The organism is Maribacter cobaltidurans (assembly GCF_002269385.1).
GTDB classification, from domain to species: domain Bacteria; phylum Bacteroidota; class Bacteroidia; order Flavobacteriales; family Flavobacteriaceae; genus Maribacter; species Maribacter cobaltidurans.
Map to the genome: position 1 here is coordinate 821,087 of NZ_CP022957.1, position 13,848 is coordinate 834,934.

The 13,848-nt window shown below is 38.7% G+C and carries 10 protein-coding genes; 7 read left to right on the top strand and 3 right to left on the bottom strand.

Annotation, left to right across the window (positions count from 1 at the left end):
- Nucleotides 1–9: 9 nt before the first annotated feature.
- Genes fusA through rpsL form a run of 3 tightly spaced genes read right to left on the bottom strand, consistent with a single transcriptional unit; the run spans nt 10 to nt 3,019 of the window.
- Nucleotides 10–2,139, bottom strand: a complete 2,130-nt coding sequence (gene fusA / locus CJ263_RS03620) for an elongation factor G (protein ID WP_094996013.1) — start codon at nt 2,137–2,139, stop codon at nt 10–12.
- Between the two features lie 5 nt (nt 2,140–2,144).
- Nucleotides 2,145–2,621, bottom strand: coding sequence for a 30S ribosomal protein S7 (rpsG, locus tag CJ263_RS03625; protein WP_047246278.1), 477 nt, complete (start codon nt 2,619–2,621; stop codon nt 2,145–2,147).
- Nucleotides 2,622–2,644: 23 nt separating this feature from the next.
- Nucleotides 2,645–3,019 carry a 30S ribosomal protein S12 gene (rpsL, locus tag CJ263_RS03630; RefSeq protein ID WP_027078345.1) on the bottom strand — a complete coding sequence of 125 codons (375 nt, stop codon included), beginning with the start codon at nt 3,017–3,019 and terminating at the stop codon, nt 2,645–2,647.
- Nucleotides 3,020–3,420: 401 nt separating this feature from the next.
- Between rpsL and CJ263_RS03635 the strand changes: the two genes are divergently transcribed.
- From CJ263_RS03635 to CJ263_RS03665, 7 genes are all read left to right on the top strand, one after another.
- Nucleotides 3,421–6,714, top strand: coding sequence for a SusC/RagA family TonB-linked outer membrane protein (locus CJ263_RS03635; RefSeq protein ID WP_094996014.1), 3,294 nt, complete (start codon nt 3,421–3,423; stop codon nt 6,712–6,714).
- Nucleotides 6,715–6,729: 15 nt separating this feature from the next.
- Nucleotides 6,730–8,475, top strand: coding sequence for a SusD/RagB family nutrient-binding outer membrane lipoprotein (locus tag CJ263_RS03640; protein WP_094996015.1), 1,746 nt, complete (start codon nt 6,730–6,732; stop codon nt 8,473–8,475).
- Nucleotides 8,476–8,492: 17 nt separating this feature from the next.
- Nucleotides 8,493–9,449: a hypothetical protein gene (locus tag CJ263_RS03645; protein ID WP_094996016.1), complete on the top strand. Its 957-nt coding sequence runs from the start codon at nt 8,493–8,495 to the stop codon at nt 9,447–9,449.
- 178 nt (nt 9,450–9,627) lie between these two features.
- The gene (locus CJ263_RS03650) at nt 9,628–10,368 is read left to right on the top strand and encodes a hypothetical protein (RefSeq protein WP_094996017.1); all 741 of its coding nucleotides are present in this window, start codon (nt 9,628–9,630) and stop codon (nt 10,366–10,368) included.
- 286 nt (nt 10,369–10,654) lie between these two features.
- Nucleotides 10,655–11,224, top strand: a complete 570-nt coding sequence (locus tag CJ263_RS03655) for a redoxin domain-containing protein (protein WP_158657071.1) — start codon at nt 10,655–10,657, stop codon at nt 11,222–11,224.
- 3 nt (nt 11,225–11,227) lie between these two features.
- Complete coding sequence (locus CJ263_RS03660) at nt 11,228–12,448, top strand: hypothetical protein (RefSeq protein WP_094996019.1); 1,221 nt, start codon at nt 11,228–11,230, stop codon at nt 12,446–12,448.
- A gap of 41 nt (nt 12,449–12,489) precedes the next feature.
- A complete protein-coding gene (locus CJ263_RS03665) occupies nt 12,490–13,815 on the top strand; it encodes an aryl-sulfate sulfotransferase (protein ID WP_094999090.1) in 1,326 nt (441 codons plus the stop codon).
- Nucleotides 13,816–13,848 lie beyond the last annotated feature (33 nt).

A 13,848-nucleotide genomic window follows, 5' to 3' on the forward strand; every position in this document is an offset into this window, starting at 1 on the left:
TTCCTTAGATTATGCTGTTATACCTTTTGCTGCTTTTATAACCTCTTCAGATATATTGGAAGGTGTTTCTGCGTAGTGTGAGAACTCCATGGTAGAAGTTGCCCTACCAGAAGAAAGTGTTCTTAATGATGTTACATAACCGAACATTTCTGATAACGGTACTGTAGCCTTAACAACTTTAGCTCCCGCACGATCTGACATATTGCTCACTTGACCTCTTCTTCTGTTCAAGTCCCCAACAATATCACCCATATTCTCTTCTGGAGTTATTACCTCTAACTTCATAATAGGCTCCATCAATACAGCTCTTGCAGCTTTGGCAGCAGCCTTATAGCCCATCTTCGCCGCCAACTCAAAAGACAATGAATCTGAATCCACGGGGTGGAATGAACCATCCTTTAGGGTAACTTTCATACTATCCATCTCGAATCCGGCCAAAGGTCCATTTTTCATGGCTTCCTTAAATCCTTTTTCAACAGCAGGAATATATTCTTTTGGAACGTTACCACCTTTTATTTCGTTCACAAATTCCAAGCCTGTCATTTCCTCGTCGGTAGCGGGCTCCATTGTGAAAACAATATCGGCAAACTTACCACGTCCACCAGATTGCTTTTTGTAAACCTCTCTATGGTTGGCCGCTTGGGTAAGTGCCTCTTTATATTCTACTTGTGGCTGACCTTGGTTAACCTCGACTTTGAATTCCCTTCTTAATCGGTCCACGATAATATCCAAGTGAAGCTCGCCCATTCCAGAAATAATAGTCTGTCCGGAAGCTTCATCGGTTTTTACCTGGAAGGTTGGATCTTCTTCAGCCAATTTGGCCAAAGCCATACCCAATTTATCCACATCCGCCTTGGTTTTAGGCTCAACCGCGATACCGATAACGGGATCAGGGAAGTTCATACTCTCCAAAACAATAGGATGTTTCTCGTCAGACATAGTGTCTCCGGTCTTAATATCCTTAAAACCAACGGCAGCACCAATATCTCCCGCTTCGATAAAATCAATGGCATTTTGCTTATTGGAATGCATTTGATAAATACGTGAAATACGCTCTTTTTTACCAGATCTATTATTCAATATATAAGACCCAGCTTCCAAACGCCCAGAATAGGTTCTAAAAAACGCCAATCTTCCCACGAAGGGGTCAGTTGCAATTTTAAATGCCAAAGCCGAAAATGGCTCCTTAACATCAGGTTTACGTAAAACTGTTTCGCCGGTATCAGGATTTACACCCTCGATTGCATCCTTATCCAAAGGAGATGGCAAATATCTACATACGGCATCCAATAAAAACTGAACTCCTTTATTCTTAAAAGAAGAACCACAGATCATTGGTATGATTGCCCTGTCCATTACCGCAGCTCTCAATGCAGCGTGTACCTCTTCTTCAGTAATCGATTCTTCATCCTCAAAGAATTTCTCCATCAACTCCTCGTCATATTCCGCAACAGCTTCTATCAAGGCAGCTCTGTACTCCTTAACTTCCGCCTTCATCTCTTCAGGAATATCGATTACATCAAAAGTAGAACCGAAATTATCCTCATGCCATACGATAGCCCTATTCTTGGCCAAATCGACAATTCCTTTAAAGTCCGCTTCATCACCGATCGGTAAAACAATTGGAACAGCATTTGAACCCAACATTTCCTTCACCTGATTACAAACAGCTAGGAAATTAGAGCCCTGACGGTCCATTTTGTTCACAAAACCAATTCTAGGCACCTTATAGTTATCTGCCAACCTCCAGTTAGTTTCGGACTGAGGCTCAACACCATCAACTGCACTGAACAAAAAGACCAATCCATCAAGTACACGTAATGACCTGTTCACCTCAACGGTAAAGTCAACGTGACCCGGAGTATCTATAATATTAAAGTGATAACTATTGGCATCTTCGGTAGGCTCACCATTTACTCTAGGAAAAACCCATTCACATGTAGTAGCTGCCGAAGTAATAGTGATTCCACGTTCTTGCTCTTGCTCCATCCAGTCCATAGTGGCAGCACCATCATGAACCTCACCTATTTTATGACTAACCCCGGTATAAAAAAGTATACGTTCAGTAGTCGTTGTTTTACCGGCATCAATATGCGCGGCAATTCCAATATTTCTTGTTAATCTTAAATCTCTTGCCATTTTGATTAGAATCTAAAGTGGGAAAATGCTTTATTCGCTTCTGCCATCTTATGGGTATCGACCCTCTTTTTAACAGCAGCACCTTCTTCCTTAGCCGCAGCCAAAATCTCGGCAGCCAATTTTTGGGACATTCCTTTCTCGTTACGCTTTCTAGCATAACTTATCAACCATTTCATAGCCGTAGAAATTTTTCTGTCAGGTCTAATTTGCATGGGTATTTGAAAGGTTGCACCACCAACTCTTCTACTCCTTACCTCTACGTGGGGCATTACATTACTCAATGCATCCTTCCATAGCTCTAAAGCAGTTTTCTCTTCATCTGTCTTTTTTGCCTCGACAATATCGATGGCATCATAAAAAACACTAAACGCTACTGACTTTTTACCGTCCCACATCATCATATTGACAAATCTTGTCACCAACTGGTCATTAAACCTTGGATCTGGTAAAAGTGGTCTTTTCTTTGCCTGTCTTTTTCTCATTACTTCTTTTTAAAAAGTGTTATTTACTTCTTGGGACGTTTAGCACCATATTTAGACCTACGTTGTGTTCTACCGGCCACACCTGCTGTGTCCAATGCCCCACGAACGATATGATATCTAACTCCTGGCAAGTCCTTTACTCTTCCGCCTCTTACCAATACTATCGAGTGCTCTTGCAAGTTGTGACCCTCACCAGGAATATAGGCGTTAACCTCTTTCCCGTTCGTCAACCTTACCCTGGCAACTTTTCTCATTGCAGAGTTTGGTTTTTTAGGAGTTGTAGTATATACACGAGTACATACACCCCTTCTTTGAGGACACGAATCCAAAGCAGCCGATTTACTCTTCTTGGTAATTGTGGCCCTTCCTGTTCGTACTAATTGTGAAATTGTTGGCATACTATATAAATATGTATAAAAATTTACCCTTTGTTTTAGGGTCGGCAAATGTAGTGATATTTCAATATAAATCAAACCTATCCATAAATATTTTAGAAACTTTTTTTACCAGCTAATTTAATGTGACCAGCAGCAGCCAAAAAAACTTCAATTACGTTTCATTAGTTTAAAAATTATGGAAGTTTTTTCAAAAAAACACACATTTCCCAACTAACGGGCGTTGACTATTTTTACGAAATTCTCAATATTTAAGCTGTTATATTACACATAGTAAAATACAAATAGTGTTTAATCTATAACTCCTAAGAATCCTTTGATATCTTAAAGTTTTATTAATATTCACTTGGATTATTAACACTATTTTGTGATTTTTGCTGCTAGCTAATTCAAATAATTAAAAAATGAGAACAAAACTAAATGGATTGTTAACGCTCTTGTTGGCGTTGATTGTGCATATATCCTATGCACAGGAAAAAACGGTTTCCGGTACAGTTACCGACCAAAGTGGTCTACCCCTACCAGGTGTGAACATTTTAGTCAAAGGTACTACCACCGGTACACAAACCGATTTTGATGGAAATTACAACATTTCAGCTTCGCAAGGCGAAACACTTGTTTTTACCTATATAGGTCAAAAAACTGTTTCAATGGTAGTTGGATCTGACAACACCATCAATGTTCAAATGGAGGATGACGCCACGGCTCTTGAGGAAGTTGTTGTAACTTCCCTAGGTCTAAAAAGGGAATCCAGATCATTAGGTTATTCGGTCGCCAAGGTAGACGGTGATCAAATTGCCCAAAGGGCGGAAACGGATGCCGTTAGGGCCATGCAAGGTAAAATGCCTGGTGTAAACATTGTAGGTGCCGGTGGTGCACCTGGACAATCCACAAAAATAAACATACGTGGTATGTCTTCCTTAACAGGAAACACCCAACCTCTTTTTGTTGTGGACGGTGTTCCCTTTGACAACAGTGTTAACAGCGATCAAGGGGCTGCCCAAAACACGGTATTCTCCAGTAGGGCATTTGATTTAGACCCTAATTCCATTGAGAGCATTTCCGTACTTAAAGGAGCCGCAGCATCTGCCCTATATGGTTCTAGGGCCACGAACGGCGTGGTACTTATTACCACGAAAGGTGCCAGACAAGCCTCAAGAAAGGGAATGGAGGTTCGCTACAATTCCTCTTTAGCGATGACCCAAATTTCTGGAATTCCTGATTATCAAGATGTATATACACAGGGTTCCAACCAGCTTTACAATGGAGGTTTCATTGGAAACTGGGGTTCTCCTTTTCCTGAATATGTAGATAGTATCAACGAAGAATATGGGACAAACTATACTCCTTTTTATTCTTTATATCCTGATGGTTCCAATTATCCGGCTGGAACCGCTTCCAACCCGGTAAGCAATAGATTTCCGGGAGTTTTTCCAGAACTAATGCAGGATTATGTAATGCCCGATGGATCTGTGGTATCAGTATCCGCTCCTTATAAAATTGAACCTCACGATATTATTGGAGGGTTCTTTAGACAAGGTATTACTTCTGATCATTCTGTTAGTGTAAGTGCCGGAGGTGAAAAATCCAATCTCAATGTTGGTTTTTCCAATATGAATCAATCTGGTATAGTTCCCAATCAAGGTGCCGGAAGAACAAACCTTTATGCCGGTGGTAACGCTAGATTGGATAATGGGCTAACTGTTTCCGGTACAATAAACTATGTTAATACCACCCAAAAATCACCATCGTCAGGAGCAAGTGCCTTCAACGATTATTTTGGTGGTGGCGGAGGTTCCATTTATTCTAGGTTGTTTTATCTTCCCAGAAACTTTGATCTAAACGGTCTTCCATGGGAAAACCCTGCTGATGGTTCCAATATCTTCTATAGGGCATTGGACAACCCAATCTGGATTGCCAACAACAACCTATATAAAAGTGAAGTAAACCGTGTTTACGGTAACGTATCTGTAGGCTATGATATAAATGACTGGTTGAACGTTACCCTTAAGGGAGGTGTAAACACCTATCATGAGAAACGTAGAAGAAACGAAAGACCTGGAGGTATTGCTAATCCTGATGGTTATGTAAGAACCACAGACTTGGATAACACTGAAAAGGATATTAACCTGCTATTCAATATCAATAAAGATTTCGGTGAGAAATTCAATATGACAGCGGTTATCGGTATGAACGGAAACCAAAGGGAATATACTGAAAGAGGTGTTGTAGGTAACCAAATAATTTCTACCGGTCTCAATAGATTTGATGCAACGGCCACACTAATTCCAACCAGGGACTACTCCAGATTGAGAAGATTGTATGGTGTGTTTGCGGATATCAATTTTGGCTACAACGACTGGTTATTCCTAAACGTAGTAGGTAGAAACGATTGGTCTTCAACATTGCCACAGGGGGCAAATAGCTATTTCTATCCAGGTGCCAGTATTTCCATGATGCTAAGTGAGGTAATTCCTATGCCAGGATTTATAAACTCATTAAAAGTAAGGGCGGCGAACACCAAAGTGGGTAATGATGCTGATCCTTACAGAACATCTACGAACTACTTTATTGCTACACCTTTTACTTCTCCAGTATATGGTTTGAACAATATTGCCTCCAGAGATAATCTTTTAGGTAATGCCCAATTAAAGCCAGAGTTTACAACGGAGTTTGAGGCGGGTCTTTCGGCTGTTATGTTCAATAGTAGATTGAGCTTGGATGTAACCTACTTTGACAGGACATCCACCGAACAAATTGCCAGGGCTTCCGTTGCACGTTCTTCTGGTTTTGCGGACAGAATCGTAAACGTTGGTGAACTTTCCAACAAAGGATGGGAAATTGGATTGGATGTTTATCCAGTATCCAACGAAAATTTTAAATGGAATATGTACACCGCGTTCTCCAAGGTTAAATCCTTAGTAGTGGATGCAGGTCCTACTGGTGAAATTTTTATTGGTGGTCCTGGAACTTCCTTGGGTACCATTCATAGAAACGGCTTCCCTTACGGGCAAATCTTCGGAACCAAAAATGCAAGGGATGCCGAAGGGAACTTATTGATAAATAAGGAAACCGGTTTGCCATTTGCATCTGCAACCTCAGATATTATCGGTGACCCTAACCCTGACTTCACGTTAGGTGTTACAAATAGTTTTACCTATAAAAACTTTACATTGAGGGCGTTGATCGATTGGAAACAAGGTGGAGACTTTTACTCCTTTACCGCTGCTTCCTTGATGTTACGTGGTCAATTAGCGAATTCGGTAGATCGTGAAGCACTAAGGGTAGTACCTGGTGTCTATGGAAATGTACAGACCTTTGAACCTGTTTTGGACGGTAACGGTAATACGGTACAAAACACTACTCCAATAACTGCCTTTGACTCTCACTTTACTGATGGTTGGGGAGCCTATGGACAGGACGAAGTAAACATATATGATGGAACAACCATTAGACTTAGGGAATTGGGGCTTAGCTATTCATTACCTGAAAAATTCTTGGAAAACACCCCATTTGGCTCATTGACTTTCTCTTTAAGCGGAAGAAACCTATGGTGGAAGGCACCTAATGTGCTAGAAGGTCTAAACTTAGACCCAGAGGTATTGGCTGAAACGGCGGCATCCAACGTTCAAGGTTTTGAATATGGAGCTACACCAACGACTAAAACGTATAGTTTCAACCTATCCTTGTCATTCTAAACTAAACAATACTTAATGATGAAAAAGATGAAAATAAATCTAAGAAGATATATAAAAACTGCTGTTTTTACCATGGCTCTTACCATGGCGACAGTCGGTTGTGAATTTCAGGAACTGGATATTAACACAGATCCCAACACGGCTTCCGAAGTCTCTTTGGACCTGTTATTGACGAGTGCCCAGTTTAATGGCTTAAATACCTTTGCAGGTGGCCTAAATAATTCCCAAATGGGTTTTCAGGCAATCAATACAAGCAGTGACGATTTCAATTTCACCAATTCCTCCTGGAATGGCACATGGAACTATTTGTACAGTGTACCCCTAAAGGATTTGGAAGAGATGATACGCGCGGCCGATCCAGAGCTTAGTCCTAATTATTTAGGAGTAGCACAGGTCTTAAAAGCCTATTATTTTACTACTATGGTAGATTTATGGGGCGATGTTCCGTATACTGAAGCTTTTGCCGGAAATTACAGCGAACCCATTTTGGAGCCCGTTTATGATGGTGGCGCTAACATCTATGCTGATGCCTTTGCACTGATAGATGCGGGTATTGCAAATCTTGGTAAGGACCAAGCTACATCGTTGGATGGAGACATTATCTATGGAGGTTCTACTTCCAAATGGATAAAGGCGGCCAATTCATTAAAGTTGCGTTTGCTTATCCAAACCAAAAACGTTCAGGATAACGCTGCCGCCATACAAGCCATAGTAGACGGTGACAATTACATCCAAACAGCGGCAGATGATTTTCAATTACGCTTTTCTGCACTAAAAAACCCAGATAATAGACACCCAATGTATATTGATGGATATGCAGGCGGTGAAGCTGGCTATTCCTATTTTGGTTCTCAGTTGATGTTCGAGATGCTTTCCAAAAGAGACCCTAGAACACCATTTTACTTTAAGCGTCAGACATCGTCTCTTTTAAATCCAGACGATACCACGGACAAGCAGACCATACCTTGTTCACAAAGGGATGATTGTATTTATGCCTATTTTCCATATAGCCCTGTTGTAACTCAAGGTGTTTTTGGTAAAGCTCCTGAAGATCTTACTGATGATGAAAGAGAGTATCTAGGTGGATTCTTTGGTCGTGACCGCTCTGACCCATCTGGTATACCTAACGATAACCCTTTGAGAACTACCGTAGGTGCTTATCCTGCTGCAGGTCTATTTGATGTTTCGGCCTCTACTACAGGAGGTAACCAATTTGGTACTGGAGACGGAATTTTTCCGATCATTACTTCATGGATGGTTAAATTTTACCTGTTGGAAGCCCAAATTACGTTAGGCGTTTCCACTGGTTCTACGGAAGCCGATCTTCTTGAAGCGGCCTTGGAAGAACAATTTGAAAAGGTAATAGCGGTTGGAACAGCGGCAGACCCTGCAGCTTCTGCGGATATCGATACTTGGCCAGAAACTTATGATTGGCCGATAACTTACAAGAACGAAGAGGACTATATTGGCGACGTTATTGCTGCCTACCCTACTGGAGGAACTAGTGCACAGCGCTTGAACTATGTACTTAAACAAGCATGGTATGCTAACTTTGGAAATGGTTATGAAGGATATAACGCATTTAGAAGAACTGGTTTCCCTTCCGATATCCAGGCACCATTACAATTGCCACGTAACTTTGCATTATCCCTACCTTACGCGCAGGATGAGTTAAACCTAAACAGCAATACACCCGACAAAGTATATGATAGCCCAAGTAGTGGAGCAATCTTTTGGGATACTCTGAAATTTCAGTTTTAATTAAAAAAAATAATAAAATGAAAAAATATAATTTATATATACTAACATTAGCCGGGTTGATGGTTTTATTCAACGCCTGTAAGGATGAGGATTTGGTAATCCTTCCTGAATGGGAAAGTGGTGTACATGCCTATACCATTGTCGCGGATGGATCTGCTTCAGACTTTAAAGATCAGGAAACAGATATTCCTATTACTTTTAATATGAAGTGGAAATCTATTGATAAGGAGAATACTGTAAATAAAATCGAGTTATATGTATTGTTCAATGAACCCTACATTGATTTAGATGGAAACCCTAAAACTGCCGCACATGGAGGTGATGAAGGAATCCTTTGGGCCACCCTTGAAGGCGGAGATGTGCCCACAAATGCTGAGTTTACAAATTTTACCATAACTCAGGACGAGGTTTATCAATTATATTCCGGAGCTACTTACGACTATGAAAATGGTAATGGTGAGGTTCCTGTTTATGCCAACCCTGATGCACCTGAGCGAGATGCGGATACCAGACCATTTATTCCAGGCGATACTTTCTCAATGAAATGGATTTTGTATACAGACGACGGTAGAGTGTTCGATTCTTGGTCTCCCTCTGTATGTACAGAATTTCCAGAGGCTAATTGTTCTATTAACTGGACCATTGTCTGTGCGGAGACTATAGCCAATCCTCCAGGAGATTACGTTCTTTCACTTGAAGATGACTATGGAGATGGTTGGAACGGAGCAGCGCTCCAAGTTATTGTAGATGGTGTAGCTACAGATTATACAATTGATGATGGATTTTCAGACACATATACTGTTACTGTACCCGATGGAACCTCAACCTTAACATTTGGATTTGTTAGTGGTGATTACGATAGTGAAGTAATATTTACTATTACCTCCCCAAAAGGCAATGTTATTGCTAGTGCGGACGGTACCGTAACACCACCAGCAGAAGGAGAATTGACATTGGATTTGTGTTTAGAGTAGAGATACCTTCTTATTAAATTATAAACCAAAAAGAGCTTTCATTATAATGAAAGCTCTTTTCTTTTATATAACAATATCATAGTTTTAAAAACACACAGACTTAGAAGCCTATATTGTAAATATCTTAAAAAATACTATTGATTATTTTACTAACTTGCTATAAATCAAAAATTTGATTATGCTTTCCAATACGACTAAATTATTTTTTGCAATAATATTATTTCTTACCTCCAATGGCTTGATAGCCCAAACAACTGGAAATCCAGAATTTGACCCAAAAAATAGTGTACCTATTCTAGGTATGGATTTTAGTCTGTTAGGAAAGATGAGTACAAAAATCGAAGAAGATGAAGGCTTCCCGGAAAACGAACAGTATGAAAATTTTCTTTACAAACAAGGACAGTTGTTTAATCAAAAAAATGAAATGATTGGGGAATATCTAATGAGATATAATGTGTACCGTGATGAAATGGAAGCAAATAAAGCCTCCTCCCCCACAAAGATTATTTTTTACAAAGATCAGCTTGGCAAGGTTACGCTAGAAAAAGTTGATTACCATGTACTAGAATATGTGGACGAAAACGGTAATCTAGTAAAGGGATATTTTACTTCACCCATTTTCAATTCCAACTGCAGTATCTTTATAAAACACGAAAAAAAATTAAAAAAAGGAAAACCAGCCAAGGACAGCTATCATGAAGACACAAAAACAACAGTAGTCTCTACCAAAAAATACTTCTTAAGGTTTATGGATGGTAAACTACAACCCATCTCATTAAATAAAAATAAAATCCTGAAGACTTTTCCAAAGTTCCAAGACGAAGTACAGGATTTTATAAAAGAAAATAAATTGAAAATGAAAACGGAAGAAGACTTGGTCACGTTGGTAAAGTTTTACAACCATCAATTGGCAAGCTAAACTTGTCCTTTCTCCATTTAAAGAAGCTTACATTTATGTTTATTTTAAAATTCCGAATTATTAACCAAGGAGTTATAACCAACAATTTATAAATTCAAAATTGAAATTTTTGTAATCGTTTTAATAAAATGATTAGCAGCCGGTTTGAAATAGGAAATTAGCCAAGATCACCATTCATTTTGTAAATTTATATTCTGTTAAAAAAACTTTATTTACCATAATGTCAAGAGTTCTTTTAATATTGTTGTTTATTAATACACTGTGCCATTCGCAAGAAAAATCTTCAATGGATTCGTTACATTCCATGCATTTCAGTCCAACGTCTCCCGTACACCCCGCTTCTGACATTAATGATTCAATCAACAGAGTTCAGCAAGTAAATCGAGAAGATTTTAGTATTCTAAAAGAAAATAATATCGATAAGCCTATGGTATTGATTTTTCTTGGAAGTGATTGCCCTATTTCCCAGAAATATGGTAATACGATTAGAAATCTTTATGCGCTTTATAAAGATTCTGTAAATTTCTATGGAATTTTTCCAGAAAATTTTAAAGACAGCGAAATAATAGACTTCAAGAAAATTTATCAAATAGAATTTGACCTTATAAGTGACAAAAACAACGAATTAGCCAAGCAATTGAAAGCTTCCCATACTCCTCAAACCTATCTAATAAATCCTTCCGGAAAAGTTTTGTATCAAGGTGCTATCGACAACTGGTTTTATGCATTGGGCAAAAATAGAAGACAAGTTACCAAACACTACTTGGAGAATGCCATTAAATCAGTATTACAAGGGACTCCCGTAAAAGTAACTTACACCCAAGCCATTGGGTGCTTTATAGAATATAAAGATTAGTACATGCATAAGATTTTTGTCACTCTTCTATTTACGGGCTTCCTTTCTCAATTATTTGCTCAAGAATTAACTTACTATGAGGATATTGAAAAAATCATCATTAATAACTGCGCCAGTTGTCATAAAAAAAACGGTTATGGACCTTTTCCATTAACTACTTATGAAGAAGTCAAGAAAAAAGGCACTTTTATAGCCCATGTGACAAAAATCAAATACATGCCCCCTTGGAAGGCAGACCCTGAATACAGAACTTTTAAAAATCAAAGGGTACTCAAAAAGGAGGAAATCGAGAAAATAAATGAATGGGTCTCCCAAGGAATGAAGGAAGGCAAAAAAGTTGGTGAACGCCCAAAAATCCCAGACCTCCTGAATAATCGCAAACCGGATTTGGTTTTGGAAATGAAAGATTCATATATCATTTCCAATGAAGGCATAGAAGACTATAGATTTTTCAATCTGCCAACCAATCTTAAAGAAGATAAGTACATCGAATCTATTGAATATGTTCCTGGAAATAAAAGACAGGTTCATCACAGTAGAATCATGGCCGATACAACCAATCAAATTAGAGGTATAAATGGGCTTTCGGAATATGACCCAAAAGTCCTCGAATTTCAAAAAAAACCACTCGCTGATGAATTTCTATACGGATGGGTCCCAGGTAATCTTCCTATTTTGTACCCAGAAGGAACCGGAAAAAAAATGTATGCAGACACTGACCTACTTTTGAACATTCATTATGCCCCTGCATCTGTAACTCAGACAGACAAGTCTAAAATAAAACTTTACTTTTCCAAAAAAAATGTAGAACATGAAATCAAGGTGCTTGCCATACGAGAAAATCACATCGCAAATCAACCCTTTTTTCTAAGGAAGGAAACAAAACCAACATTTTACGTTAAGTATAGAATAAATAACGATATGAACATAGTATCTATTATGCCTCATATGCATTATTTAGGACAAAGTTTTGAGTCATTAGCCCTTACCCCTGATGGATTGGAAATACCATTAATTAAGATAAATAAATGGGATTTTAATTGGCAAAGCACCTACCTTTATGAAGAACCACTATTTATTCCCAAAGGGTCAATTATTTTAGTTTCAGCAACGTATGACAATACCTCGGGAAATCCTTCAAACCCAAATTTTCCAGCTAAAAATGTAGGATATGGGTGGAATTCAACAGATGAAATGATGAATTTGGTTTTTTATTACTTTTAATGATTTTTGACCTTAATTATAGAACCAAAAATTGCCCTTACATGAAAAATACTTTATCCCATATAATAAGAAAATGTCTGTACTGTTTTTTATTGATTATAATACATTCATGTACTGGAGATGATTACGACCCAGAAAAAATAGCAGAAGAACAAAAGGAAGAACCCCCAATAACTCCTATTGTTGAAACTATTGACGGTGATATGGGCACTGCTACCTTTTATGACAAAAATCTTGTTGAAGACCATTATATTCTCGTAAACGACGCTATGAGCAATAGGGTTTATCTTATGGATAAAAATGCGGATATTGTTTATGAGTGGCCATTGGGTGATAGAAAAATAGGAAATGATGTAGTCTTACTTGAAAATGGCACTTTATTAGCTTCATTGCAAGATGAGGATAGTACTGAAATACTCTTTGGTGGTTTTGGAGGGAAAATCCAATACATAGCAAAAAATGGGGATATTTTATGGGACTATACATACTCCAATAACGAGCATAGATTACACCATGATGTTGAATTATTGCCCAACGGTAACGTTTTAGCAATCGCTTGGGAAAGAATGGAAAAAGTGGCAGCAGTCGAAAATGGGTCGAAACATGATACCGACTTATTTCCGGAATCTGTAATTGAAATTAACCCTAATACTAATGAAATTGTATGGGAATGGCATGCGAAAAATCACTTAATTCAAGATTTTGACGAAACTAAATTGAACTTTGGGGCCGTTGAAGAAAATCCACAACTAATCAACTTAAATTATAATGAGACCGATGACGGTAACATAATGCACATAAATGGCATAGGATATGATTCACTAAACGACCTGATTTACCTAAGCGTAAATTTTTATAGTGAAGTATGGGTAGTTGACCATTCCACGTCAAGGGAAGAAGCCTCAAGCCATTCAGGAGGTAATTTTGGGCGCGGAGGGGATTTAATTTATAGGTTTGGTAACCCTACCACCCAGAATGGCGAGACTTCCGAGCGTATCTTTGTTAATAACCATTTTCCTAATCTATTTGAACCATCCAAAATGTTGATTTTCACAAATGGTGGTGATTTGGGAAGGTCCACGGTTTATGAGTTAAGATTACCTGAAGAACTCACCCAACAAACCATACCTGATCTTACATTTCCAGAGATTCTTTGGAGTTTTACGGATTCGGAACTATACTCGCCAAAAGTGTCCGGAGCCGTTAGGTTACCCAATGGAAATACCTTGATAACCGAAGGAGATTATGGAATCTGGGAGGTAACAGATACTGGAAAAGTAGTTTGGAAATTTTCTGGTGAAGGGTTCTTTTGGAGAGCCTACCATTATTCCAAGGATGACCCTGCAATACAATCATTGGGCTTGTAATGAAGCCGGATGTATCTTTAAATGTTTACTGGT

Coding starts and splice junctions, on each gene's coding strand:
- CJ263_RS03665 (WP_094999090.1), top strand. CDS start 12,490: ATGAAAAATACTTTATCCCATATAATAAGAAAATGTCTGTACTGTTTT.
- CJ263_RS03635 (WP_094996014.1), top strand. CDS start 3,421: ATGAGAACAAAACTAAATGGATTGTTAACGCTCTTGTTGGCGTTGATT.
- rpsL (WP_027078345.1), bottom strand. CDS start 3,019: ATGCCAACAATTTCACAATTAGTACGAACAGGAAGGGCCACAATTACC.
- CJ263_RS03660 (WP_094996019.1), top strand. CDS start 11,228: ATGCATAAGATTTTTGTCACTCTTCTATTTACGGGCTTCCTTTCTCAA.
- CJ263_RS03645 (WP_094996016.1), top strand. CDS start 8,493: ATGAAAAAATATAATTTATATATACTAACATTAGCCGGGTTGATGGTT.
- CJ263_RS03655 (WP_158657071.1), top strand. CDS start 10,655: ATGGATTCGTTACATTCCATGCATTTCAGTCCAACGTCTCCCGTACAC.
- CJ263_RS03640 (WP_094996015.1), top strand. CDS start 6,730: ATGATGAAAAAGATGAAAATAAATCTAAGAAGATATATAAAAACTGCT.
- rpsG (WP_047246278.1), bottom strand. CDS start 2,621: ATGAGAAAAAGACAGGCAAAGAAAAGACCACTTTTACCAGATCCAAGG.
- CJ263_RS03650 (WP_094996017.1), top strand. CDS start 9,628: ATGCTTTCCAATACGACTAAATTATTTTTTGCAATAATATTATTTCTT.
- fusA (WP_094996013.1), bottom strand. CDS start 2,139: ATGGCAAGAGATTTAAGATTAACAAGAAATATTGGAATTGCCGCGCAT.